Annotated in this window: 18 protein-coding genes; 2 read left to right on the top strand and 16 right to left on the bottom strand. The window is 51.7% G+C overall.

Annotated features, from left to right (window positions below):
* Positions 1 to 9: 9 nt before the first annotated feature.
* Positions 10 to 543, top strand: coding sequence for a helix-turn-helix domain-containing protein (locus AC0LWT_RS19620; RefSeq protein ID WP_474682946.1), 534 nt, complete (start codon positions 10 to 12; stop codon positions 541 to 543).
* Between the two features lie 86 nt (positions 544 to 629).
* On the opposite strand, the gene AC0LWT_RS19615 is transcribed toward AC0LWT_RS19620, so the two are convergent.
* From AC0LWT_RS19615 to AC0LWT_RS19545, 15 genes are all read right to left on the bottom strand, one after another.
* Positions 630 to 2,774 carry a hypothetical protein gene (locus AC0LWT_RS19615; RefSeq protein WP_474682945.1) on the bottom strand — a complete coding sequence of 715 codons (2,145 nt, stop codon included), beginning with the start codon at positions 2,772 to 2,774 and terminating at the stop codon, positions 630 to 632.
* Between the two features lie 271 nt (positions 2,775 to 3,045).
* Positions 3,046 to 3,882 (bottom strand): carbohydrate ABC transporter permease, encoded by an 837-nt coding sequence (locus tag AC0LWT_RS19610; protein ID WP_474682944.1) that lies wholly within the window; start codon positions 3,880 to 3,882, stop codon positions 3,046 to 3,048.
* A gap of 26 nt (positions 3,883 to 3,908) precedes the next feature.
* A complete protein-coding gene (locus AC0LWT_RS19605; protein WP_474683033.1) occupies positions 3,909 to 4,769 on the bottom strand; it encodes a carbohydrate ABC transporter permease in 861 nt (286 codons plus the stop codon).
* A 110-nt stretch (positions 4,770 to 4,879) separates the two neighbouring features.
* Positions 4,880 to 6,181 (bottom strand): ABC transporter substrate-binding protein, encoded by a 1,302-nt coding sequence (locus tag AC0LWT_RS19600; protein WP_474682943.1) that lies wholly within the window; start codon positions 6,179 to 6,181, stop codon positions 4,880 to 4,882.
* 124 nt (positions 6,182 to 6,305) lie between these two features.
* Positions 6,306 to 7,793, bottom strand: a complete 1,488-nt coding sequence (locus AC0LWT_RS19595; RefSeq protein ID WP_474682942.1) for a DUF5605 domain-containing protein — start codon at positions 7,791 to 7,793, stop codon at positions 6,306 to 6,308.
* A gap of 1,431 nt (positions 7,794 to 9,224) precedes the next feature.
* Positions 9,225 to 10,403 carry a response regulator gene (locus AC0LWT_RS19590; RefSeq protein WP_474682941.1) on the bottom strand — a complete coding sequence of 393 codons (1,179 nt, stop codon included), beginning with the start codon at positions 10,401 to 10,403 and terminating at the stop codon, positions 9,225 to 9,227.
* Positions 10,375 to 12,183, bottom strand: coding sequence for a sensor histidine kinase (locus AC0LWT_RS19585; RefSeq protein ID WP_474682940.1), 1,809 nt, complete (start codon positions 12,181 to 12,183; stop codon positions 10,375 to 10,377). Before AC0LWT_RS19585 ends, AC0LWT_RS19590 begins: the two co-directional genes overlap by 29 nt.
* A 162-nt stretch (positions 12,184 to 12,345) precedes the next feature.
* A complete protein-coding gene (locus AC0LWT_RS19580) occupies positions 12,346 to 13,173 on the bottom strand; it encodes a carbohydrate ABC transporter permease (RefSeq protein ID WP_474682939.1) in 828 nt (275 codons plus the stop codon).
* Positions 13,170 to 14,039, bottom strand: coding sequence for a carbohydrate ABC transporter permease (locus tag AC0LWT_RS19575; protein ID WP_474683032.1), 870 nt, complete (start codon positions 14,037 to 14,039; stop codon positions 13,170 to 13,172). The genes AC0LWT_RS19580 and AC0LWT_RS19575 overlap by 4 nt, the downstream gene beginning before the upstream one ends.
* A gap of 90 nt (positions 14,040 to 14,129) precedes the next feature.
* Entirely contained in the window at positions 14,130 to 15,431 is a 1,302-nt protein-coding gene (locus AC0LWT_RS19570) for an ABC transporter substrate-binding protein (protein WP_474682938.1), read from the bottom strand.
* Positions 15,432 to 15,544: 113 nt separating this feature from the next.
* Positions 15,545 to 16,594 carry a response regulator transcription factor gene (locus AC0LWT_RS19565; protein WP_474682937.1) on the bottom strand — a complete coding sequence of 350 codons (1,050 nt, stop codon included), beginning with the start codon at positions 16,592 to 16,594 and terminating at the stop codon, positions 15,545 to 15,547.
* Complete coding sequence (locus AC0LWT_RS19560) at positions 16,587 to 18,374, bottom strand: sensor histidine kinase (RefSeq protein ID WP_474682936.1); 1,788 nt, start codon at positions 18,372 to 18,374, stop codon at positions 16,587 to 16,589. The genes AC0LWT_RS19565 and AC0LWT_RS19560 overlap by 8 nt, the downstream gene beginning before the upstream one ends.
* Before the next feature lie 308 nt (positions 18,375 to 18,682).
* The gene (locus tag AC0LWT_RS19555) at positions 18,683 to 18,862 is read right to left on the bottom strand and encodes a hypothetical protein (protein ID WP_474682935.1); all 180 of its coding nucleotides are present in this window, start codon (positions 18,860 to 18,862) and stop codon (positions 18,683 to 18,685) included.
* Between the two features lie 141 nt (positions 18,863 to 19,003).
* Positions 19,004 to 21,013, bottom strand: coding sequence for a beta-galactosidase (locus AC0LWT_RS19550; RefSeq protein WP_474682934.1), 2,010 nt, complete (start codon positions 21,011 to 21,013; stop codon positions 19,004 to 19,006).
* A gap of 34 nt (positions 21,014 to 21,047) precedes the next feature.
* The gene (locus tag AC0LWT_RS19545; protein ID WP_474682933.1) at positions 21,048 to 22,388 is read right to left on the bottom strand and encodes a glycoside hydrolase family 30 protein; all 1,341 of its coding nucleotides are present in this window, start codon (positions 22,386 to 22,388) and stop codon (positions 21,048 to 21,050) included.
* Positions 22,389 to 22,510: 122 nt separating this feature from the next.
* Between AC0LWT_RS19545 and AC0LWT_RS19540 the strand changes: the two genes are divergently transcribed.
* Complete coding sequence (locus tag AC0LWT_RS19540) at positions 22,511 to 23,437, top strand: helix-turn-helix domain-containing protein (RefSeq protein ID WP_474682932.1); 927 nt, start codon at positions 22,511 to 22,513, stop codon at positions 23,435 to 23,437.
* An 88-nt stretch (positions 23,438 to 23,525) separates the two neighbouring features.
* On the opposite strand, the gene AC0LWT_RS19535 is transcribed toward AC0LWT_RS19540, so the two are convergent.
* On the bottom strand, positions 23,526 to 25,127 hold the full coding sequence (locus AC0LWT_RS19535) for a response regulator (protein ID WP_474682931.1): 1,602 nt from the start codon (positions 25,125 to 25,127) through the stop codon (positions 23,526 to 23,528).

Below are 25,127 nucleotides of genomic sequence, written 5' to 3'. Positions count from 1 at the left end.
GCTTGATTTATGGATGATGTCTGTGATTATCCGCAAGAGGCACCAGCGACCTGTAATGAATACATGGGCATAAACCGACAGGATCTTCGAGAGTTGATCAACCTTATGGCGGAGATTGTAAACCATGCCCAACCGATTAAAGCGTATACTACAGGCGAGTTGGCCCGAATCTTTGGCGTTTCGGTGCAAGCCATTAATAAATGGATAGATGAAGGGCGTTTTCTTGGATATAAGCGGGAAGGGCAAAATCGCCATAATCGAATTCCTGAAACCATTTCTTATGCAATGAGAACCGGAGAAGTGATTACAGTCCGCGAAGTTGCTGCCATGTATCAAGCTCATGGGGCAGTGGAATTAAATCCTGATGAACATCGGAATGCAGTTCTAGATGAAATTTCCCGATTTATGAGAAAATACGGCGGAACTTACGAAATGACGCTTGGCAATAAAGCAGAATTGACGATCCAAGAGGATCGCGATGCGTCGATCTGGCTTGCGCTGCTTGATGAGTTGAGGGAAATAGCAGTGGACAAGGAGCCCTGAAAGAAAGCATGCCCGCTGAGGCTTTGCAGGCATGCTTCTGGTAAAGTACTAGAGAGTCAAGTATTGTTCTAAGGGAGCTCTTCATTTTATTCCGATTGGCTATCGCCCCCGTTCATTTCTTTTAATTTTTTCAGCCGTTCATGAATATCGTTTCTGACTTCTATAACATGCAGCCTTTTATCTTTCCAGATTTCCGGCATTTGTACTTTTTGTGCGTTCAGATAAGTATCCTGACGCGGTCCGATCCATTTTTTATTATGAGAAAATAGGTCGGGTTGACTTGACGGGCCGATAAAAACGTTAAATCCGTCTGTTTTCGCTTTTCCTGTCTTTTTATCAACTTGAGACAATTTATTTTTCTTGATATCATAAACAATTTGATCCAATGCGCTCAAAACGGCTTTCGCAAAATCCTTATTTCTCATTTGTTTCTCGGGTTCCACAGATTCAGGTGCTTCAAAGTCCTTAACCCGCTTTCTTAAGCCGCTGCTTTTCAGTGCGTCTTCAACCCGTTTCCAGTCCCCTTGCTGTAAGATACCCAGCCCAATGTTCATCACCGTATCTTTGATCCAGACCTGCTTGACATCTTTAACGCGGCTCGAAGCCATCTGTTCGTATTTCAACTTGCTTTCCATGTCATCCGAATGCTCTTGTTTGATAAGCCCCATCTTATCGGATCTGGGGTTTTTATATCGATGTTCTTGCGCTTCCCTCAGTTTTTTCATCGTCGGTACTGCCATCTGACCGCTTAAACTTCTTGCCAGCACATCCAAAAATACTTTCAGATTCGTTTTATCCTCCGCTATGACAGGATATTGCTCTAGAGCATCGCCGGCTTCATCAGAAAGGGCCTTTACCGGCCCTGCAGCATCTTGAATGAGAACGGCTACAAGATCATCCCCGATGCCGTTATTTAGATTATCGATACTTTCATTTAGAGTTGCAATCGCCTCGCGATATTGACCGATCGCGTTTTCCAAACCTAGAGGTGTAATATAGCTTTTCTGCAATTCATTCAACACGCCATCTGTCGTTTCCATAAAGGTATGTTTGATATTCTCATTTGTGCTTATATATTGATCTGCAGCACTTTTGGAAAGACTGAATCTGCTGGGTTTGCCGTATTTAGCCGCATGCAGTTCCTGATGAACTTTTTTATGTATGTTGCCGGCGACCAATAATTTTAGTTTTTGTATACTTGTTACAGCTCGATCGATTTCATCCTTTGAACTTGCCAGTTCGATACTAAAGACCTCCTGATACAACATATCTCGCAATGAAGTTTGAATAGAGGAATAAAAGTCTGTGTAACCATCCATCCCGCTTCCTGCATGAAGCTCTTGGAGCATGTTAAAAGTGTCCGCATCCGAAGCAAAATTCACCTGGGTACTAATATGAGGTTTATCCGCAATGGACATTTTCGTACTTGGTTTTAAGGGAATATTCCCCAGTTCATCTTTTGACACCTTCGCTTCTTTCTTATGTACGGAATCTTTAGTATTCGGCGTCATGTTTCCTGAAGCAACTTCCACGTCTTTCAATTCGAAATTGATTCCGGGATCATTCTGGAATTCGGAAATTAACTGACTCACTTTTGGATTAGAAGATGTATGACTGGTCAAAGTGTCCTTCATGATGGTGTCTACTTTGTCCACATCATCCGCATCGGGGACCGGTTTATCCCCCACGGTTTCAATAAGAAAAGGGGGACTTACCAATTCAAGCGCATCGGACGCATCTGTCTCCAATACGAACGGTATACCTGTATAAGGCATGCGTTCTTGAGATTCACTAATCGTGACGTGGGAAGCTCCTTGCAGTCTCCCGTCCGTCATTTGGGCGAATTCGTGTTCAAAACCGACGGTTGTATATTTTTTCTCATACATTTCAGGATCTTGCTTCACATCCTGCTGGAATTCCATTTGTTCTTCCAAAAAGTCCTTAAAATTATTTGCATTTATTTTCCGTTGTATGATAGGGTCGGACATTCCGGTTTGATTTGCGGATCTTTGCAGAGTCGTTTCTTTGACGTTTGTCTGCGGCTTAGTGAACTTGGATTGCAGCAGTTGCGCTACGGCCCGATTTCCGATCGTTTGCTGGAACCGCATGATTTGCAGCTGTGATAAGTCTTGGTAATTCGCCGGTAAAGGGGACTTTTCCATAGAACCATGCTCGCTCACCTTCGCTTTATCCGAAGTGACTTTAGGATGGTTTACATAGTTTGAATTCATCTGTCCTCCTTGAGAAATGCTGACGCGGACTCAGGTAACTCATTACTAAATTTTAACTCAACAGACAAATCAAAGCTACGTCTTATTTGAAATCAATGAGAAATTAGGAGTAAATCGGAAGGAAAAGAGGCAGATGTGCCCGTTCACGGGCCAAGATTTGGGGAATAGCAGAACTTCCCCAGCAGGGAGAAGGCACCTTGACCTTGGGGAAATATCGCGGCAGGTGCCATCATCGTTCTGTCCTTGCGTCGGGCAGGAGGTATGGCCGGCCTTAGCCCTTTACCGAGCCGGCCAGGCCGTTGACAAAATATTTTTGGAACGTCAAGTAGACGAGCAGCACCGGGATCATCGATATCAGCACGGCCGCGCTCAATAGCGTGTAGTCCGTCGAACGTTCTCCCTTGAAGGCCATCAGCCCCGTAGTGATCAATCTCATCGAATCTTTGGTAATAAAAATTTGCGCGAGCAGAAATTCGTTCCAGGTGGCCAAAAAGTCAAAAATAACGAGCGTCGCGATGGCCGGCATCGACAGCGGAATAATGACTCTGAGAAATTTGCCCAAATCTCCGCAGCCGTCGATCAGCGCGGCCTCGTCCAGCTCTTTCGGAATCGTCCGGAAAAATCCGCGCAAAATCAAAATGCCGAACGGGATGCCGAATCCGACGTAGATCAGAATAAGCCCCGGATACGTGCTGACCAGGTGCGTCTTATTCAGAAAAATGTTCAGCGGCACGAGCGTCGCCTGAATCGGAATCATCATGCCCACCAAAAATAAGGTGAACATCGGGCCGCTCCACTTGAAATCGAGCCGGGTCAGCGCGAAAGCCGCCAAAGCTTCAATCAAAATCCCGAGGGGCACTTTGATCAGGCAAATGATCAATGTGTTCTTCATGTACATGCTCATTTTGCCTTGATCCCACGCTTTCAGAAAGTTGTCCCAATGATACTTTTCCGGCAGCGTGTAGAACGGGTGGCTCAGCAAATCGGCGTTCGATTTCAGCGAAGTGAATGCGACAAATACGACGGGGATTAAAAAAAGAGCAGACAGCAATATTAAAAATGCGTACTTCAACACGCCGGAAATCGGGTGCGCCCGCAGTTCGTTCATTGTTTCAGTCACCATCTTTCCGAAAATTACAAGTGCGATTTTTTAGTCGTGTAATAAACGTAAGGAACAAGAACAATCATTACGATAATGACGAGATACCAAGAAATGGCTGATCCTATTCCGATATTGGCAAATTTAAAGGTTTGGTAATACATCCACGATGACAGCACCTGCGTGCTTTCCGCCGGTCCGCCGCCGGTCATGCCGTAGATGATATCGTATACTTTCATGGATGCGATCATAGTCGTTGCGATGACGATGACGAACGTCTCCTGCAAAAGCGGGATCGTAATGTACCAGAACGATTGGTACGGCTTGGCCCCGTCGATGATCGCAGCTTCGTAAGGGTCCGGCGAAATCGTCGACAGACCTGCCAGGAACAGCACCATCGGCTGTCCTACCCCTTGCCACAGGGCCGCGACGAATACGGCGTTAAGCGCAATCTTCGGCTCGGCCAGCCAGGCGTGAGTCCAGCTCTCCAGTCCTACAGCTTCCAAAACTTTGTTAATAAAACCTTGCGTCGGGTTGTACATCCAGGCCCACACCGCGGCGACTACGATGCCCGACAGCACGTACGGAAAATAAAATATTCCCCTGAACAAGGTGCGTCCTTTTATTTTTTTGTTCAGCAGCAGAGCCAGGCCAAGGCCAAGCCCCATCGTCAAAACGAGCGATCCGAGCATCCAGAGCAAGTTGTTTTTCAGCGCCCTGGGGAAGACGGAGTCTTTTACAATCAGGTCCACGTAATTGTGCAAGCCTACGAATTCTTTATCCGGAGTTACTCCGTTCCAGCTAAAAAAGCTGAGATACAGCGTATACAGCGACGGCACGAAAATGACCGTCAAATAAATCAGCAGTGCAGGCAGCAGAAACAGCCAAGGCTTCATCACCCCGATCCTCACTCTAAATCCTCCTTATGGGATGCGGGTGAAGCGACTCGCCGCCTCACCCGCTCCTTTTGTTATCTGGTTGCTTGATCGATCAGATACCGCTTGGCTTATTTCTTTTTGCTTTTATAATCGTTAACCGCTTTGTCCATCTCCTGTGCGGCCTGCTGCGGCGACCATTCGCCCAGTGCGACTTTGTCCTGCGCTTCAAAAAATTTCTGGATGACCTGCTGCGGCAGCGCCTGGTCCATAATGAGGAAGCCCCCGTCGTTCGCGCTGTCCAGCAATTGCTTCAGATGCGGCGTTTTATCCGACAATTTAACGTTCAGCGTTGCCGGCGATCCATAGCCTTCAATATACTTGTTGACTACCTTGACGCTGGTCAAATATTCGCCGAATTTAATGGCGGCATCCTGCTTCTCTTTCGTCGAGCTGCCGTTGACTTGGAGCATTTCGGCAAATACCGAGGCCCGGGACGGCTTCTGGTCGTTCGGAAACTTGAATACGTCAAAGTTGTTGGCGTCAAAGCCGTTCGTGTTAATGGTGCCGTCAAACCAGGTGCCTTCATCGATTAAGCCGGCCTTTTGCTGATAGAAGATCGATTCCGCTTCTTGCGGGTCCAGAGAAATATAGCCTTTAGGGAGATAGCCTTTATCCGTATATTCCTTTAATTTTTCAAATGTTTTCACGACCGCCGGATCGTTCCAGGATGCGGTAAGGTTGCTTAATTTGTCATGAAGCTCCGCGCCGCCGAAATGCTCGATCAGCTGCTCGCTCAGGCGCATCGTGTGCCAGCCGCCCTTGCTGCCGAAGGACATTGGAGTAACGCCGTTGTCCTTGAGTGTCTGCAATTGCGATTCAAACTCGGCGAATGTGGCCGGCGGTTTAAGCTTGGCCTTGTCGTATACGCTCTTCGGATACCACATGCCCAGAACGTTCAGATGTATCGGGATACCGGACACTTTTCCATTGTAAGTAGACATGTCAATCGCAGCCTTGTTGTAAGTTTCGGACCACTTATGATCCTTGGCGACTTGCGTCAGGTCCATCGTCAAACCGTTTTCCGGATAGAACGAACCCAGCGATCCGCCCCAGGTAAACCATACATCCGGAAGCGTTTTGGAGTTGGCGGCCAGTTTTAAATTCTCTTTAATGGGGTCTACGCCATATTTGCTCACCTGCACATCGATGTTCGGATTTTCTTGCTTGAAGTCAGCAACGGCCTTGTCGATCCATTCCCAGCCTGTATCCAACGTCCACAGCGAAATGCTGACTTTACCGCCCGCAGCCTGTTTCCCGGCGCTCGTGCTATCCGGGCTTGCCGCCTGGTTCGTGCCGCTGCCGGAACCGCATCCTGCCAAAATCCCGCCTAACAGCACTGTGCTCATCAATACGGAAGCTACTTTTTTCATACTGCTTTTCCCCCTGTTTAGTCGATTTGTTCATCATGTTGCCGCCGAGCCGCATGGGCCCTGTAAAGCTTTTGCCCCCATCACCCCTTTCAACAGGCCCGCACCCTTTGCGATGAAAGCAGGTTCACCTGTCTTCGGCTTTTTTGATCCTTAAAGCTTGATACGGCTTGCTTGGCAATTCCACCCGGCATGTCCCTTCAAAATCGCCGGAGAACGGCGTAACGGTCATTTCCCATGTATCGATCAGCTCAACCGTAAACCGGACGCCTTGCGGCAGGTCCAGATTGCGGAACGCCGGACGGCTTGCCCCGAAATAGATGAGGTAAAAGTTCGCATCGATTCCGCCGGCGGCCGAGTCCCATTTGAAATTGATCGGCGTTGGCCCGAGACGCGGGCTTTCCTCCATGATTTTCCGCAGAAATCCGATTCTGTCGGGGCTTTCCCCGTGTAGTGTTCCCCCATGGGACCACCAAATAATATTTTGCGGATGCACAAAAGTTTCCCCGTGTGTCACATAGCCGCCCTGGGCCATGCCCTGCCAGAAGCATTCGAGCATTTTTTCCGCCGTAATGTTGCCCCAGCCGTGATTTAAGTTCCCCTCATACCGGCATTCGTCGATGACGACCGGCTTTTTGTATTGAGCGCGCCATTCCGGCACAAAATAAAGGTCGTGATGCTGGATGCTGACATGCGTTACCCATGGTTTGCCATGATCGTACCAATGCTGATCGTTCCTGTAATGAATCTCCGGATTGTGCCAGTTATGGATAGAGCGAAGATGCTGAAAAGGATCGTGCTGCTGAATGACATGGAAGAACCGGTCCCAATCCTGCATCGATTTGTCGAACATCAAGTCGTACTCGTTCGCCAGCGACCACCAAATATTGCGAATCGAAGACAGCCTTGCCATCGCATAGCGCAAGTACAGGTCGTCCGTTTCCGGACGCATCCGGGCAAAACCCCACCGGTCGTACGGATGGAACAAGATGAGATCGGCTTCAATGCCCAAATTTTGCAAATCCAAAATGCGCCGTTCCAGGTGCCTCCAGTAAGCCGGATCAAACCGGGTAAAATCCCAGCCCTGCTCCACCGATCCTTCAAACGGATATAGCTCCGGTTCGTTCAAGTTGTAATCGTAATGCTTCGGAAACACGCACATGCGAATTTTATTAAAAGGAGCCCGCGCGAGGCTGGCCAGCGTCTGTTCTTCCAACGCCTCCCCTTGATGGTTCCATGCGTAACTGGTCGTCCCAACCGGGTAAAACGGCGTACCGTCCGCATAAGCAAAATGATAAATCTGATCGACCCGCACAGGCCCGCGGTTACCCGGCCCCGGCTCCACACAAAGCAGCGTTCCTTTGACGCCGTTCAATTCCGGCTCGCTGCTTATCGTCTCAAACAACCACTCGCCCGGCGTATCCGGCATAAAACGAACACAGTACTGCCCATCGCCGTCATAGAAACCATCCGCTTCTACGGTGCGGTGCTTATAGCTGAACCGTGCCGAAAATTGCACGTCCGTAAATGGATTGCCGGCGCGAGGACCCTGAAGGCGAAGCTCGAACATCCCCCAGCGTTCCGTTTCGAAAGCGTTTCCGATTTGTTTGTTCATGTCGGTTTATATCCTTTCCTGGTACAACTTTATACTTATTGTAAAAAAGTCGGCTCACACCCGGTAGTAACCTGAACTGCGTTTTTGTGTTCAAATATGACCGCTTATTTTCTGAAAATACGAAAAATCTTCTTGCAAATAGATGATTTTTGACATTTCCTATGTTTTTATGCTTACCGTGCCGGGTCGCTCGCTAACACAGTGCCGGCTGCGCGTGGAAAAGATGCGCCGAAAGTGCATCTTTTTGCATCTCGATGCTTTTCGAAAACTCGCCTGCTGGAGCGAGTGTAGCGATTTGGCGGTGCGCAGGGAGCCTGCACTTTTGCACAGGCTTTGAGAAAAATTCGCCTGCTGGGGCGAGCGCAGCGGCTTGGTGGCGCGCGGAAAGCCTGCACTTTTCACTTTTGCAGGCTTTGCCGTAAATTCGCCCGCCGGAGCAAGCGCCGTGGCTTGGCGCCGCAAACTCGCCCGCTAGAGCGAACGTAGCGACTTGGCGGCGCGCGGAAAGCCTGCAAAAGTACATCTTTTTGCTACTTCACGCTCCCGCCTCGGCATAATTCCTGCAAATGTGCAGGTTTTTCCACTCAAATTGGGGGTTCCGTCCCTTCACGAGCTAAATTCCTGCACTTTCGCAGGTTTTTCCCAAAAACGGGACAGTTCCTTCGAAAATGCCTGCACTTTTGCAGGCTTTGCCGTAAACTCGCCCGCTGGAGCAAGCGCTGCGACTTGGCGGCGCGCGGAAAGCCTGCAAAAGTACATCTTTTTGCTACTTCACGCTCCCGCCTTGGCATAATTCCTGCAAATGTGCAGGTTTTTCCACTCAAATTGGGGGTTCCGCCCCTTCACGAGCTAAATTCCTGCACTTTTGCAGGCTTTTCCCAAAAACGGGACGGTTCCTTCGAAAATGCCTGCACTTTTGCAGGCTTTGCCGTAAACTCGCCCGCTGGAGCAAGCGCTGCGGCTTGGCGGCACGCGGAAAGCCTGCAAAAGTACATCTTTTTGCTACATCACGCTCCCGCCTCGGCATAATTCCTGCAAATGTGCAGGTTTTTCCACTCAAATTGGGGGTTACGCCCCTTCACGAGCTAAATTCCTGCACTTTCGCAGGCTTTTCCCCAAAACGGGACGGTTCCTTCGAAAATGCCTGCACTTTTGCAGGCTTTGCCGTAAACTCGCCCGCTGGAGCAAGCGCTGCGACTTGGCGGCACGCGGGGCTCTCCCGGCACGGCCGCGCAGCTCGGACCTGCCTCGCCCGCTGGGGCCTGCCCCAGGCTCTCCCGGCACGGCCGCGCAGCTCGGACCTGCCTCGCCCTCGGGGCCTGCCCCGGGCTCTCCCGGCACGGCCGCGCTGCACGCCCCCGCGCGCGCCAACAACAAAAAATCCTTCATGCCCGCCGCTGTCTTGCAGCGCGGAGCATGAAGGATTTTCTTCTACTGGTTCCGGTATTCGAGCGGTGTTACTCCGATGCGCTCTTTGAACAGCTTACTGAAATAATGCGGGTTCGTGTATCCGAGATCGGCAGCAATTTCGTACACTTTTTTGTTGGATTCGCGCAGCAGCTTTTGGGCGTATTCCAGCTTGTTGCGGATGACGTATTCGCTGAAATTTTCGCCGACTTCCTTCAGAAACACCCGGCTCAAATGTCCTGTGCTCACATGAATTTCCGCTGCGATCTTGGCCAGCGTAATGTCCTCCAGCAGATGCCTGTCGACCAGTTCTTTGGACTTGCGGACGATCAGATTATCGGTTTGTTCATTGACGGGAAGGCGGAGCAGCGACTCCATGTACGCTTTGGGCAATTCGTGCAAGTGGGCGTACGTGGAGCTCGCCGAGAAAATGACCGCAACGTTCAGCAGCTCCAGCACTTTCTGCCGCAAGCTTTCCAAATATTTGCCGCGCTCCAGCGGCTTCACGTCCCTGGACTTTTCCACCGCCGGCGCGATCCAAATGATTTCCCGGTACTGGCGGTGAAACACGACTCCGCCCCAGTCCTTGGACACAAATTCTTCGATCAAATATTGCACCGAAAGGAAGCGCAAGTGCTCGGAATCGTCATCGTCCGAAATCGCGTCTTCTCGTCTGCGTATAACCGTCAGCCAATACCCCTGCCGGTATTCCTCCGTCTGCAGCTCGGGAAGCGCCGGATTGTCGGGTAGCGTGTACTTGTCCAGCAAGGATAGCAAATAGTTGTTCCTTTCGTCCTCCGTCAGATGCTGCTTCGCCGTCTGGGTCTCCTCCAAAATCGCCACGGCCTTGCGGAGGATGGCAGTAATCTCCTCCTCATCCATAGTCGGCTTGTGCAAATAATCGACAGCCCCGATGCGCAGCGCTTCCTTGGCGTAGGAGAAATTATCGTAGCTGCTGACGAAAATGATTTGCACGCCCGGATGCCGCCGCTTGATCTGTTTGGCCAGCTCAAGGCCGTCCATTCCCGGCATCCGGATATCCGTCATCACGATATGAATCGGCTCCGCATCCATAATGCGCAAAGCTTCTTCCCCGTTGGAAGCTTCCGCTTTCCAAAAGACCCCCAAGCTTTCCCAGTTGACCATATAGCGCAGCCCGACCCGTACGATGGATTCATCTTCCACTACCAGCAGATTCCACATGATCGTCTCTCTCCATTTCCATCGTTTTATACGGCATTTTAAGAACGACCTGCGTGTACCCCTCGATCCGTTCTACAGTCAGCCCGTACTCGTCGCCGAAGCGCAGACGGATGCGATCGCGGACGTTGCGCAGGCCGATATGGGAGGAATCGGCGCCGCTTTCATCCGGCAAAAGCAGCGGGCCTTCCTCGAAACCGCTCCCGTCGTCTCTGATTTCAATCCGCAGCGTGCGGTTTTCGTCCGCCAGAGCAGCCGTAACGGCGATGTGCAGTTTGCGCTCCAGCCCCTTCGCTCCGTGAAAAATCGCATTTTCCAGCAAAGGCTGAAGCAGCATAGGGGGCACGGCCGCATTCAAAATCCGCTCCGGAACGGACCATTCCAGCTCAAACACGTTCGTATACCGCAAATCCATCAAAAGGGCGTAATCCTTCAGCAGCCGGATCTCATCCTCCAGCGAGACGAGCTCGGTGTCCAGCTTCATATTGGCATGAAGCAGCTTGTTCAGCGACTGAATAAGCTTGGCAATCTGCGTCGATTGCTGAAGAATCGCCAGCATACGGATGGAATTCAGCGTATTGTACAAAAAATGCGGCTGAATTCGCGCCCGGAGCGCATACAGCTCCGCATGCCGCTTCTGCCGCTCTTTGTCTTCAATCGACTGGATCAGCTCGTCCAGCCGCTGCACCATGCGCGCATAGCTGTGCTGAAGCTGGCCGATCTCATCCTCGCGGGCCAGCGATGCGGGCACCGAGAACTTGCCCCGCTCCACCTCGCGCATGGAGCGAATCAGCTTCGATATCGGCTTCGACAGCCCGCGCGCCAGCAGGAACGAAACGGCAGCGGCCGCAAAGCCCATTGCAATGACAATGGCGATCGTGTAATTGCGGATCGTCCGGCTGCCCTGCAGCATTTCATCGCGGTTCACGCCCATGTACACTTTCCAGCCCAAGTAATCGCTCTGCAAAAACACGCCGTTGAACGATCTTCCGTTCGAGTCCTCGGAAACGGAGGATTCCCACGTTCCCTTTTTTTGCTCCAGTCCGCTCGATTGGAGCTGTTCGGCCAGCTTTTCGTCCGAAGCGTAGATCAAATTCCGCTCCTTGTCCAGCACGGTAACCTGCATATTGCGAAGCTGCAGCGAGTTGACGATTTTCGGGATAAAATCGGGCGAGATGAAAATCGCAATAACGGCCAGCGGATGGTGATCGTCATCCATAATCAACCGCGAGCCGATAATCGCATTGAACGGCGTCCCCGTGAACTGGCGGATTTCCTCGACTCCGGTAATGACGAAGCCCCCCTCCTGGGCCATCACCTGCTTGTACCAATCCGACTTCTTCACATCGTCTTCCGGGTTGATGGCGGAGTTGCCGCTAACGAGATAGCCGTTTTGCGTGCCGTTAATGCCGTAAACCATCAGCCCCTTGATCGAGGAATTGATCGACGGGTAGGCGCTCATCAACCGGACCATCGTTTTTTGCGCGTTGATTTCCCCGGTCCCCCAATGCTCAGGCGAAACAAAAGGCTTGTTCAAAAAATTGAAAATGTCCGGCAAAAAATAAGGAAGCATCGAAAACCGGTCGAAGTCGCTGATCTGGCGCTCAATCGAAGTGTTCAACTGCGCGAGGATGACGCTCAAATCCTGTTCCGTCTGATTGTGAAGCATTTCGGATGATTTCTGGTACGCCGTCGTCCCGATCAGCAGTGACGGAATGCTGCTCAGCAAAATAAACAAGACAAACAGCTTCGTCTGGTAGCGGCTATTTTTCCATCTCGACATGTTCATCCCCCTAATTGAAGCGGATTCAAGAAAAAAAGCCCCTTTTTTGAATAATTCAATAAAAGGGACTTCCGATATAAAATAGCATCACAATTCGTTTATTGTCAACAGGCTTGTTCATTTTTATGCGCCTGCAATCGTCTTTTTCAAGCTGCATCCGCGTCAGCCTTTTACCGCGCCTTCCGCTATTCCCGATACGATGAATTTCTGGAAAATGGCATAAATGATAATGACCGGAATCGCGGTCAGCACTAAAGCGGCCAAAATAAGCGACCAATCTTTCGTATACTCGCCGAACAATTTATTCGTGGAAAGAATGAGCGTGTAATCGTTAACGTCGGACAGCATCAGCAAAGGCAGCAGGAAATCGTTCCAAATCCACAAAAAGTTAAGAATACCGATCGTGACGGTAATGGGCAGCAGCAGGGGCAAAATAATCGTGCCGAACGTTCTGAACTGTCCGCAGCCGTCCATGTAAGCCGATTCCTCCAGCTCCCGCGGGATCGATTTGACGAAGCCGTGATACAGGAAGATCGCCATATTGACCCCAAGCCCTACGTAAATGACCGCCAGCCCGTATACGCTTCCTTGCAGCGACAGCGCTTTTGCCGTCTTGACCAGCGGAATCATAATGGAGTGGAACGGCACCAGCATCGAGGAAATGAACAAAAAGAAGATGAAGCCGCTCACCTTGCCAGGCGTCCGCGAAAGCTTGTAGCCGGCCAGCGAGGAAAGCAGCAGTATGCCGCCGATCCCCAGAACCGACAGAAGGACCGTGTTCAGCAGGCTGCCGAGCATTTGCGTTTTTTCGTAGGCGCTGGAAAAGTTCTCAAAATGAAACATTTGCGGCAGAGCCAAAATGGAGCTGAACATTTCCCCTTCCGTCTTCAGGGAATTGATGAGCGTCATATAGAGCGGGAAGAAAGAAACGACAGCAAACAGCGACAGTAACACAACGATGAAGTAAGAACCCGCCCGCATCATTCTCATGCTTCCACCTCTCTCTTCTTCATGACGAACACCTGAGCGAACGTAAATATTAAAATAATGACGAACAGGATCACGGATTTGGCGCTGGCGTAGCCGTACAGGAAATTGTTTGAAAAAGCTTCCTCATATATGTTCATCGTGATGACCTGCGTGCTTCTTCCCGGCCCGCCGCCGGTTAATCCGAAGACGATCTCGTACACCTTGAAAGCGCCGTTGAGCGTGAGGAAAAAGCAGATCGTCAGCGCATGCGTAATCATCGGAAGCGTAATATGAATGAAATTTTGAAAAGGATTCGCTCCGTCGATGATCGCCGCTTCCCGCAGCGACTGCGGCACCCCTTGAAGGCCGGCCAAATAAATGATCATCATATAGCCGACGCCGTGCCACAAAGAGACGATGACGATCGAGAAGAAAGACACGTTCGGGTTGCCGATCCACTCCTGATTCAGAAACAGCAGGCCGGTTTTGGCCGCAAGCTGAGGCAGCACCTGAGTGAACATAAAGGTCCACATGAAAGCGCTAATAATCGTGCTGACCATGTTCGGCATGAAAAATACGGTGCGAAAAAACCCTTTCGTTCTTTTCCGCGATTCGATCAGCACAGCCAGCGACAGTGCAATCACATTTTGCAATATAACAACGACAATAACGTATTTGAAAGTAAACCACAGCGCATGGATAAAATCAGGGTCTTCCTTAAAAGCTTCGACGAAATTGGCAAAGCCGACAAAGCTGTAATCTTTGTTCAATCCGTTCCAATCGGTAAAGCTGTAAAAAAAGCCTCCGACCGTAGGAACCAGCAGCAGGGCAACATACACGATAAACGCCGGGGCGACAAATGCGAACAAAGACACATACTTGTTCATGCTTTTCTGGAGCACGCTGATCACCTCACTTGATCGAAAATAGCGAAAGACAGCAGAGCCTGCTGTCTTTCTGCATAATGGCAACCGGAATTATTTGTTATTGATTTTGTTGGCGCTTTTCCATGCTTTGTCCAGTCCGCTGATCACATCGTCCTGCGATGTCTGTTTGGCAAAATAGGACTGGAGCAGCTTGCCTACTTCGTCTTTGACGGCCGGCGGCATCACGGGGTCGTTGTAAGATTTGCCCTCTTTGACATAAGCGAGCGCGTCGGCCACCCACGGGTAGCTGTTGAACGTATGGTTTTTGGCGAGCGGGTTGAATTTCAGGCTGCTGTACAGCTCGTTGGTCACTTTATCGTCAAGCACGAAGTTCACATAATCCTTCGCCACCTCTTTGTTTTTGCTCGCCGAAGCGACCGCCAGAGACGTTGAAACACTCATGTTGATCATCGTCGCTTTCGGATTGTCGTTGATCGGAAGCGGCGCTACGCCGATCTGCATATCCGGATTCGACTTGAGAATGGAATCCGCGAACCAGGGGCCGTTCACCCACATGGCCGCTTTCCCTTGCGCGAACGCCGCAGCCCCGTCGGTGGCCGCCACTTCGAGCGCCCGCTCCGTGCCGTTGGCGTTGACCAGATCATAGTTGTCGAACAGTTGGCTTTTGATTTCGGCGAAAGACCCTTTGTCGCTGTTCATCCGCTGGACGAAATCCTTGTTGTCGGTGTTGGCCATAGCACCCACCGTCAGAGGAAGGAAGAGCTGGCCCCACTGCTGTTCTTTGTAAGAAAGCTCGAACGGTGTAATTTTATTTTTCTTCAGCGTCTCGATAACCGCTTTCATTTCACTCACGGTTGTCGGCGGTTTTAAGCCGAGATCCGAAAACATTTTCTTATTGTACAAGTATCCCCAATACAGTGTTTCAAGCGGGACCGCTACGACTTTGTTGTCGATGGTAACCGACGGCTTCACGCTGTCGAGAAGCTTGCCGGCAAAAGGCTGGCTCGACAGATCTTCCATATAGCCGGCTTTGTAGTACGTCGGAATGTCGTTAACCGCATGAAGCGAAAAGACGTCCGGCACGTCGTTGGAAGCCAGTCTCGTTTTCAGGATTTGGCTCGCTTGATCGCTCGGCGGCATCTCCATCTGAATTTTTACGTCGATATTTTTTTCGGCTTTCTCCTTGGCGGCAAATTCGGCGTTGAATTTATCGTACTGCTCCTTGAACCGGGGCTGCGCCAGGAACACTTTTAGAGTAACGGTTTTGGCCGGCGCACTCCCGGCAGCTTTCGTATCGGATGGTGCTGCGCCGCTATCTCCCTTTGCCCCGCATCCGGCCAACAGCGAAACAACCAGCGCGGAACTGAACGCTACTTTCCAACTTTTTCTCATACTTGTGCGACCTCCCTATTTGTAGTTGCGCTTACATTTGTCATTGTAAACGAAAAATGAAAGCGTTTAATTGGATGAAATTAACCGCTTTCATTGTATAATTTTAACCTGCCCTAACCTTTGCGCATCTCCCCCGGGGCTATGCCGAAATGCTTTTTGAACACCCGGTAAAAATAGGCGACGTCTTCGTAACCGCACATTTCCGCAACGTTTTTAATCGGAATCTGGCTTTCAAGCAGCCACTCTTTCGCCCGCTCCATCCGTATCTGCTGCATATAATCAGTGACCGTCAGCCCGAACTCGCTCTTGAACGCTCTGCTGAGATATACGTTGCTGACAAAAAAAACTTGGGCGATCTTCTCCACCGTTATTGAGTCGGCGCAGTTGAGATCGATGTACGTTTTGATGTCGTCCAGATTCAGCTTGTTTTTGTATTTCCGCTGCCGCACCGACGATTCGATGACCGCAGTATACATATCGACCAACCGCTCGATCATTTCGCCGCAGGAGGAGAAATGCACTGGTTCGTCCGGCAGCACGGAAGCGGCGTCCAGCATATTTTTGACGATAAGCTCGCTCAGCAGCAGGGCGAATTCCTGGTAAATGCGTTCCAGTTCGAACGCTTCAAAGCTTTTATGCGCCTGCAGCCGGTCATGCAAATCGCGGAAAATACGTTCAACCCGCTCCGCATTCAGTTCGGCCACCTGCAGCGACACATGGGGCATCACGTTTTTGACCGTTTGCAGCAGCTCCATATCCATCGCCTGAGATTGGCGCGGGGCGGCCGAAGCTTCGATTTCGGCTCTGCATTTGGCCAGCACGGCGTTCAGCTCGACGGGATCGATCGGCTTCAGCAAGTAATCTTTGGCCTGGGAAAGGATCGCTTGCTTGGTGTACATAAAATCGTCGTAACCGCTGACGACTATAATTTTGATGTCCGGATAGCGGCTGTGAACGAGCCGGATAAATTCGCTGCCGTCCATTCCCGGCATTCTCATATCCGTAATGACCAGATCGGGCGACAGACTCTCTATCGAACGGATAGCCTCCAGCCCGTCTTCGGCTTCGCCTACGACCTCCATGGCGTTAGCTTCCCACTCCCCGAACCTTTTTATCAGATCGCGGTTCCACTGTTCGTCATCGACAATAAGGGCTTTAATCATGGTCGTTTCCCCCTCTCATAGGCAGATGAAGCTTAATCGAAGTTCCTGTACCCGGCTGACTGTCAACGGTAATACCGTACGGTTCCCCGAAGTGCATGCGGATTCTTGCCGCCACATTGACGATCCCGATGCTTTCGCCGGTATCCCACATAGGCTCCGATGTAAAAGCAAGCCGCTCCCGCAGCCGCTCCAAAATGTCCCCGCTCATTCCCAGCCCGTTATCCTCCACCGCAATCTGAATGCCGGCCGGACTTCGGCTCGCCTCGATTCGAATGTCCCAGGCTCCCGTCTTTTTGTCCAGCCCGTGAATAAACGCGTTCTCCACGATCGGCTGCAGCGTTAATTTGGGAATCGGACAGCTTGCCAAACCGGGCTCTACGAAAACATGCACGGAAATGCGGGATGCAAACCGCTGCTTCTGGATGAACAAATAGTTGTTCAGATGCGCCATTTCTTTTTCGATCGACGTCAGTTCGACAGGGTCGCGAATCACATAGCGGAACATATCGCTTAGCGAACGAATGACACTGTAAATTTCATCCGGACTTTTCGAGAAAGCCATACTGCCGATCAACTGCAGCGTGTTTTGCAAAAAATGAGGGTTTACCTGCGATTGCAGCGCTTTCAATTGAGCGGTCCGTTTTTCCAAATTCATGCTGTACTCGGTTTTAATATACTCTTTCAGCCGGTAGGACATGTTGTAAAAGCGCGACTCGAGCAGGCCGATTTCATCGATCCGCGAAATAACGGGCGCTTCGCTCTCCTTGAGCGGAATGAGCCCTTGCATCGATCTGGCCAAATGAACGATCGGCTTGGACGTTTTCCAGGCAACGACCGCCGCTATGAGGATAGAGACGATAATGGAAATTCCGCCGACCACGATACCGTATTGCAGCGTAATTACCGCGCTATGATTGATAAAACCGATGGGAATGACTTTGAACAGCTTCAACCCCCACGGGTTCAGCGTGTTATAAAAAACGTAGTAGTCTTTGGTACGAACATAACCGGGCCCTGCATCCGTCTTTTGCAGCAGTTCGGAGATGGAAGGCACCGGAGCCATTTTGCTGGCGGGATGATACAAAACGTCCCCCTGCTGATCCGTAATGAATACGGCATGATCGTGGTCCGGATTCATTAAATTGAGCGTATTTTCCATCATGTCCCACTTCACTTCCAGCGAAATTCCGGCCAGTCTGGCATGGTCTTCGAACCGGTTCACGCTGCGCGTCAGGAAAAAAGTATTTCCGTTATCGCCTTGCTCGATGGCGAAGTCATTATTTTGCCCAAAAATAGCGTCAAATTGGCGCGGAGTCCCGCTGGGCGTTTCGACAATTGTGCCGCTCATGTTGCTGACGGTAAAATATTTGTTCGCATCCTTGGCATACAGCTGGATACCGTTTAACGTGCCTACGTTCGAATAAAAAATCGACAGAATCGTATTCGTCAGCCCTTTTTGCGCGAGGAAGGCGGCGGCCGGGTTCGGATCGTCTATTTTTCGCAAGTTATCGGTAAAAGTCTCATTGATGAGCATCGAATAAACCACATTGTTTAATTGATCCAGCCGGTCTCCCAAATATCCCCCCGTCCAGGTAATCCGCGTCAAATTGGATTCGATGACTTCGCTTTCCACGGATTTTCTCGTGTTTTCCGCCGCCAGCAGCGTGACGAAAGCAACGGGAATCGAAGTCAGCAAAATCATCGTGACAATCAGTTTATTCCGAATGCTGCGCTGGAGCGGCTCCAGCAATTTGCGGCAAAAGCGGATCAGAACAATCATGCATCTCCCCCCTCTGTTTGGCTCTGAATGATCAAATGACCAGACTGCCCGTCAAGGCAATCTGGTCCTGAACACATGATTGTTTTCGATTATACGGCTATTGAAACCCCCCTGCGCCAGAGTCGATAGCCACAATTTGCCTGGGAGTCTGTCCGACGGAGTTACGTTTGCGCATACCGGGTGAATAATGACTGCATATATTGCCGCTCACGCTGCATAATGACTGTCATTTTGCATATACCTTCTACGTGGTTCATCGGACAGACTCTTAGCTAGCTAACGACGCGAAAAAAACCTGCAAAAAAACATCAATTTGCGCCCTGGACACGCTTGTCGCGAAAAATTCCTGCAATAGTGCAGGCTTTTCGCAGTAGACACGAGCTCAGGTTCACTTTCAGCGAAAATTCCTGCACAATCGCAGGCTTTTCGCCAAAATGAACCATTTCGGCAGGAAAAACCTGTACTTTCGCAGGTTTTTTCCCTACCACGATGCCTCCTGCCCATTTTGTTCAGTTTCGCGACCTCACCAGGAGAGGTGCGCACCCAGAAAAAGCGGCTGTCCCTCCAATTAGGGGCTCACTGTTTCCCATAGCCCTAACTAAGTGTCGCGACTTTCTCGGGCAGCCTGATTATGCTTCCGTTTCCTCGATAATCGCAAATCCCCAGCGCTCAAGCTGCAGCGCCTGTCCCCGCTTCACGGACTCGCCGCTCAGCAGCTCCGTCCCGTCCGCATGCGGGTAATCCAACGATTCGGCGCTGTCGGAGTAGTTGAAATAATAGCGGACGGTTCGGCCCTGGCCGTTCACGCCGGATTTCACGATCAGCGGGAAACGAACAGCTTGGTCGGCGCCCCAAAGGCCGGATTCTTTCGCCGCGGACTCGAGCACTTTGCTCATGACGGCGGCGCTTGGCAGACAACCGATGTAGGTTGCCGTTCCTTTTCCGTACGCGTTCCTGGTAATCGCCGCGTACGCTCCCCAATGCGGATGGTCGTAGGAGGCCAGCACCTCCGCCGTCGTCGGAGTCAGCAGTTCCATCCACGTCTCCACGCGGTTGTCGTCCGCTCCGACTTCGAACGGATCGCCTTTGAACGCGACCGACTTCGGCTCGACGAACATGCTGTAGCCGATGCCGCAAGCTTCGACGATCACGCCCGGTTGAACCGTGCTGCGGACTTTGATGTGCTCGTCGGCAAACCCGCTTTTGAACGTATACACGATATGGCCGCCGTTCCGGACAAAAGCGTTCAGACGTTCGAGCAGCTCATCGGACGCCGCGTACAGAGCAGGCACGAGCAGCAAGTCGTAGTCCGCCAAATTGGCGCTGCCCGGATGGACGATATCGCAGCCGATATTCATTTTATAAAGCGCATCGTACATCAGTCTTACGACATCGTTGTAGTTGACCTGGCGGCCGGGCAGCGGGAACCATTCGATCGCCGTCAGCGCTTCGTTGCTGACGAGCAGCGCCGCCCGGTTCGTCTTCCGCAGATTCACGAGCTGCGATGACAATCGGGCGAAATCGCGGCCGATCGTCTTAGCCTCATTATAAACGGGATTCGGCGCAAAATCATGGCTTAGCAAACCTTTCCAGTACGTCTCGAAAGAGTTGTGGATGGAATGCCAATGCCAGTACGAGACCATGTTCGCCCCGGAAGCGAGATGGCTGAACGCCTGCAGCCGCAATTGTCCGGGATAAGGAGTCCAGTCCGGAAAAGCTTGCGCCTGCGTCTCCAGCACCAGGTAGTTCGCCGCTTTCAGGGAACGGGTCACATCCCCGCCGAACGAAATTTCGGCTCCGGTCAGATTGTCCTGGGAAGGATGGTAAATGTCCACCCCCGCGATATCCAAAGCTGCGGACGCGGCAAAATGATCCACATCCGGCTGGACGCCGAACGAATAGCCTCTCCATGCGAAATCGAAGTTATGCGTTACAAACTGCCCCGGACGCTTGTACTCGTTCACGATCGCCGTCTGCCACGCCAGAAAATCGGTCACAAGCTTCCGCTGGAACCGGGCGAATTCCGCCCCCAGACTGCCGTTGATCGTGCCCACGACGGACGGGAAGTCTTCCCAGCCGTTGATGCGGTTGCTCCAGTAATCGAGCCCGAATTCATGGTTGAGGCGTTCAATTGTCTGGAACTTGTCCTTCATGTATTTCACGAACATGAACTGGACGTTCGGGCCGGCCGTATGGTAATGCTTCGTCTCATTGTCGACCTGATAGCCGATAACGGCAGGGTGGCCGCAGACGCGCCCGATCAGCTTGCGGATGATTCTTTCCGAGTAAAACAAATATTTCGGATTGGTAATGTCCATAATTTGCCGGGCCCCGTAGCGTCCCGGACCTTTGACCGTTTCCGCCAAAATGTCCGGATGCTCCTTGACCATCCAGGTCGGAACCGCATACGTGGGAGTTCCCACGATAACTTTGATACCGGCTTCGTGCATCGCGTCCAGCACTCTGTCGACATGCGCGAACTCGAACACTCCGTTCTGCGGCTCGTGCGTGCTCCAAGTTGACTCGGCGATCCTCACCAGAGTGATGCCGGCTTCCTTCATCATCCGAATGTCCTGATCCAATCTGTCGTAAGGCAAATATTCAATGTAATACGCTGCGCCGTATAATAATTCGTTCATGACAAGCACCTCCGGTTAATCGGTCGTTATTAGCTTATTTGGCGAATACAATCGTATTGAACGACTCGGGCTCCAGCGCAAAATCGCGCACTTGCGCGCCATCCGATAGCCGCACAACTCTCGTTTCCGCGAACGGATTGGCGATCACGACCACTTTGTCCCCATCCGGTCTTGCAAAAGCAAGCGCATTTCCCGTCCACGGGCCTTGTAAGCCGAGGCGTACGGAGCCCGGCGAAACAAAGTGCGAGAAATGTTTCATCACATAATATTCCGGGTTCATCGTGGCCTGGCGGGCCGCCGGATCGACCGTAATCATCGAGTTTTGCTCCCAGCCCCACGTGCTGCGCCCTTTCGGCTCCAAAACCATGTTCCAGTAAATATAAGCGTTCACGCCGTTTGTAAAATAATGCTGATACAAATTGTATACGTATTTAGCGTAGTCCCACGTATTCGTGCCGTCGCCGCATTCGTTTTCCGTCTGCATGTAGCGCAGCTCCGGGTAGCTTTGCACGGTTCGCTGAATGCCGTATTTGCCCGCCCATTGGTAGCCGACGCCTTTGACATACTTGTACGCTTCCGGATCGCTCAGCACGGTAAACGCGTAGGCATTGAAGTCTGATGTCGTTTTCTTCAGCCATTCCTGCCAAGGTTCCGGCGCATTGATCGTCCCGAGCCAAATTTCCGCATCGATCCGGTGCTTCTCGAAAGCCGGCCCCAAATAATCGCGGATGAAATCGCGCAGCTGTTCGCCCGTCCACAGGCAGGATGGGAACTTCTGATCGGCAACCACTTCATTTTGCACATGAATCTGATGAATCGTGATGCCTTCGCTGCGGTAAGCTTCCACAAACTTGACGAAATACAGCGCGTAAGCTTCGAGTATTTCTTTTTCCCAGCGCAAAGTTCCGTAGTTGTACGCTCGCGGGAATTTCATCCAGGTCGGCGGACTCCAGGGAGAGGCGAAAAATTTCAAATCCGGATTGTAAGTCAAAGCTTCCTTGATGTAAGGAATCAAATATTGACGGTCCCGCTCGATGGAAAAATGCTTCATTTCGAGGTCCCCGTCCGTTTCGTTCAAGCTGTACCACTCCAGCGCATAATCGCTGGCGCCGATCGGCAGACGGCAGATGCTGAATCTGTGCTCTCCCTCCGGATGAAACAGCGCATGCATGACGCGGGCTCTTTCTTCGTCCGGCAAATGGCTTAAAGCGGCAAAGCCAAGCTCGTTAAAACAACCGCCGAAGCCTTCCACTTCTTGAAATGTGTCGCCTGTTATGGTGAGATTCGCGTCGCCTGCGGCCGCGCCAGGGGCGGGCTTGTCTGTCCAAAGAGCCTGTTTCGTGCTCGAAACCCAGCGAATGTTAGCGTTTTCCATAGTATCCTCCATCTCCGTTTCTGAGAACTTGATCCTGCTTATTGTTTATTATAGATTGAGAGTAGCACAACAGCAGATTGTCCAAACAAGGTTAAATTTACCCAAAACCAAGGTGAGCCGATATGGATCAGCAAAAATACGTTTTGAACTGGCTTCACAATGCCCGCTGGCTGCCCGTGATCGATTGGAACGTCAAATTTTTCGGGGCCCACCTGCAAAAGGTGCAAAAAAACTGGGAAGTGCCGAAGGATTCCCACATTGGCTTCGAAATCAATCTCATTCTTGAGGGATGCCAGGAGACGGTCATCGGGAATAACCGCTACCTGCTTGAAGCAGGCGATATTATTTTGATCCCGCCGGGGTTCAAGCATGTAAACCGCTGCGTTTCGGAAGAAGGAATGACGTATTTTACGGCTCATTTCAATGTGGACGATCCGCTCTTCCGCCAGGAGATGATCAAAAACTCCAGGATCCTGTACCCTTCCTCGGCCGAGGAAAACGGCAAGCTGCGCAACGTGCTCGACCGTTGGGTCGAAATGGTGCAGCAGCAGCGCGAATATACGACCGCCGACCGCTTCCGGCTGCAATCGACGCTGTTCGAGCTGTTCGGAACGCTCGCCCAGCTCGTCCTTCCGGCGGAGGAGAGCCGCGAGACCATCCCTCCCGCGTCCGTGCAGTACGCCAAGGCGATCGCGGAAGCGATCAAGGCGACGATCAATTCGCATAAGCCGTTTAGCGAAGAAGCGGCTGACAAAGCGTTCCGCATCGAGGATATCGTTTCAATGCTCGGGATCAGTCCCGGTTACGGGCTGGAAGTATTCCGCAAAGTGTTCGGCATGTCTCCGCGGCAGTACTTGTCGGAGCTCAAGCTGCATGAAGCCAAAGTGCTGATCCAGCAGCCCGACCTGTCGCTGAGTGAAATCGCCGCAATGCTGGGCTATTCGCATCTGTCCCACTTCAGCAGGCAGTTCAAGCGCTGGACCGGCATGAGCCCCCTGCAGTACCGCAAAGCGAACAGCCCCCTGCACGACAATCCCGCACGACGCTAGGCGAGCGGGGGGCGGGCGCTGCCGCTAAGCGGCGGGGGCGCGCGTGCCGCTGGGCCGCCAGGGCGGCGGGCGGTTCGTTACAATCCGCTCAGCCTTCCAGATTGTTCCGGTACTGGCTGGGCGTCATCCCGACGTATTTTTTAAACACCTGAAAAAAATATTTCTCGTCATTGTAGCCGACATCGTGGGCGATATCGCTTATTTTCATGCCGCGGTTGTGCAGCAGTACGCATGCCTGATCGATACGGATTTTGTGCAAATAATCGAGAAAGCTCGTCTTGAGCTCCTGCTTGAACAGAAGGCTTAAATAGCCCGGCGTGATGAACACTTCCCGCGCGACGGTTTCGCGGCTGATGTCCTTGCGGTAGTTAAGCCGGATGTAATCGAGCGCCGCTTGAAACATTTTGTTGCTGTTCTTTTTCGCGCTGACTTGCTCGCTGACCCGCAGCAGCGCCTCCGAAAGCGCCTGCATGATGTAATCCATGCTCGAATGCTCGACGATGTGCGTCAGCTCGACCAGATTTTGACCGAACACCTCGTCGGTGTCGATGTTTTTCTCGATGCAAAACCGGAATAACGCGAAGACCAGCGCCAAGGTCGATTTTTGCACGTGCTCTTTGGAGGTGCTTTCCGGCTTCAGCGCTTCGTTAAACTCTTTCAGGCTGACCAGAATGGCTTCGCGGTCGCCGGCCGCAACGGCACGAAGAATCGTCCGCTCTTGCGGCAGCGGATAAGATGTGGAATCCGGGTCCGCCTCCACCGTTTCCTTGTAATCGACGATCTTTTCCGTGCCGATCACATATTTCAAGTCCAAAGCCTTGACCGCTTCCTGGTAAGAAATCCGCAGATGGCCGATGCCCTTATCAAAGCTGCCGATGCCGGCCGAGACGGAAAATTTGAGGTACTTGCGGATGTTGCCCTGCATCTTTTCCACATGCGTGAGCAGCCCCTCCGTGCCGATCCATTCTTCCGTGTTGAAAATGACGGCGATATTATCGTGATGTTCGAAAGCGGCGCACAGGAATACCGTGGAAAACGTTTCTTCGGCGATGTTTTTCAAGCCGTATTTGAACAGTTCGGTGTCCGCGTTCCCATACTGGCGCCGCAGCAGATGGATGTTATCGATCTGCAGGACGGCAACGCCGAAAAACAGATGCGGGAACTCGAGGCCGTTGATCCGCAAATTGTCCAGCAGCCGCTCATAAGGCGCGTGATCCGCAAGCGCAAGCTGGGCGAGCGTCTTCTCCGTCAACAGCGGCAAGCTTTCGCGGAAGCTCGTTTTCAAGTGCTCCAGCGTTTGAGTCTGCCTCTGCTCCTCTTCGATCTCGCCTTTCAGCTTGAGCACCGTGTCCAAAATTTCCTGCCTCCTGCTCGGCTTCAAAAGATAATCGCTGGCCCCGATCGCCAGCGCTTTTTTGGCGTAGGCGAATTCGTCATATCCGCTCATAATGACGCTTTTGATATGCGGGTATTGGGCTGCCACCTTTTCAATCAGCGTCAGCCCGTCCATTTCCGGCATCCGTATGTCCGTGAGCAGGATGTCGACATGATGTTCCGCCAGCCGCTCCAGCGCCTCGGCCCCGTCTCTCGCTTCGGCCGCAATCGCGACGCCGTGCTTCGTCCAGTCAATGAGCGTGCGGATGCCGGTGCGGGCTCTTTCTTCATCGTCAACGATCATCAGGTTGATCAT

Source organism: Paenibacillus sp. sgz302164, assembly GCF_056120505.1.
This window is presented reverse-complemented; position numbering and strand designations above follow the sequence as displayed.

What these genes read in the sequence shown, in the direction of transcription:
- AC0LWT_RS19580 (WP_474682939.1), bottom strand. Translation starts at nt 13,173, where the DNA reads ATGAGAATGATGCGGGCGGGTTCTTACTTCATCGTTGTGTTACTGTCG.
- AC0LWT_RS19620 (WP_474682946.1), top strand. Translation starts at nt 10, where the DNA reads ATGGATGATGTCTGTGATTATCCGCAAGAGGCACCAGCGACCTGTAAT.
- AC0LWT_RS19565 (WP_474682937.1), bottom strand. Translation starts at nt 16,594, where the DNA reads ATGATTAAAGCCCTTATTGTCGATGACGAACAGTGGAACCGCGATCTG.
- AC0LWT_RS19560 (WP_474682936.1), bottom strand. Translation starts at nt 18,374, where the DNA reads ATGATTGTTCTGATCCGCTTTTGCCGCAAATTGCTGGAGCCGCTCCAG.
- AC0LWT_RS19540 (WP_474682932.1), top strand. Translation starts at nt 22,511, where the DNA reads ATGGATCAGCAAAAATACGTTTTGAACTGGCTTCACAATGCCCGCTGG.
- AC0LWT_RS19575 (WP_474683032.1), bottom strand. Translation starts at nt 14,039, where the DNA reads ATGAACAAGTATGTGTCTTTGTTCGCATTTGTCGCCCCGGCGTTTATC.
- AC0LWT_RS19595 (WP_474682942.1), bottom strand. Translation starts at nt 7,793, where the DNA reads ATGAACAAACAAATCGGAAACGCTTTCGAAACGGAACGCTGGGGGATG.
- AC0LWT_RS19590 (WP_474682941.1), bottom strand. Translation starts at nt 10,403, where the DNA reads ATGTGGAATCTGCTGGTAGTGGAAGATGAATCCATCGTACGGGTCGGG.
- AC0LWT_RS19535 (WP_474682931.1), bottom strand. Translation starts at nt 25,127, where the DNA reads ATGATCAACCTGATGATCGTTGACGATGAAGAAAGAGCCCGCACCGGC.
- AC0LWT_RS19615 (WP_474682945.1), bottom strand. Translation starts at nt 2,774, where the DNA reads ATGAATTCAAACTATGTAAACCATCCTAAAGTCACTTCGGATAAAGCG.
- AC0LWT_RS19605 (WP_474683033.1), bottom strand. Translation starts at nt 4,769, where the DNA reads ATGAAGCCTTGGCTGTTTCTGCTGCCTGCACTGCTGATTTATTTGACG.
- AC0LWT_RS19550 (WP_474682934.1), bottom strand. Translation starts at nt 21,013, where the DNA reads ATGAACGAATTATTATACGGCGCAGCGTATTACATTGAATATTTGCCT.
- AC0LWT_RS19610 (WP_474682944.1), bottom strand. Translation starts at nt 3,882, where the DNA reads ATGAACGAACTGCGGGCGCACCCGATTTCCGGCGTGTTGAAGTACGCA.
- AC0LWT_RS19570 (WP_474682938.1), bottom strand. Translation starts at nt 15,431, where the DNA reads ATGAGAAAAAGTTGGAAAGTAGCGTTCAGTTCCGCGCTGGTTGTTTCG.
- AC0LWT_RS19585 (WP_474682940.1), bottom strand. Translation starts at nt 12,183, where the DNA reads ATGTCGAGATGGAAAAATAGCCGCTACCAGACGAAGCTGTTTGTCTTG.
- AC0LWT_RS19545 (WP_474682933.1), bottom strand. Translation starts at nt 22,388, where the DNA reads ATGGAAAACGCTAACATTCGCTGGGTTTCGAGCACGAAACAGGCTCTT.
- AC0LWT_RS19600 (WP_474682943.1), bottom strand. Translation starts at nt 6,181, where the DNA reads ATGAAAAAAGTAGCTTCCGTATTGATGAGCACAGTGCTGTTAGGCGGG.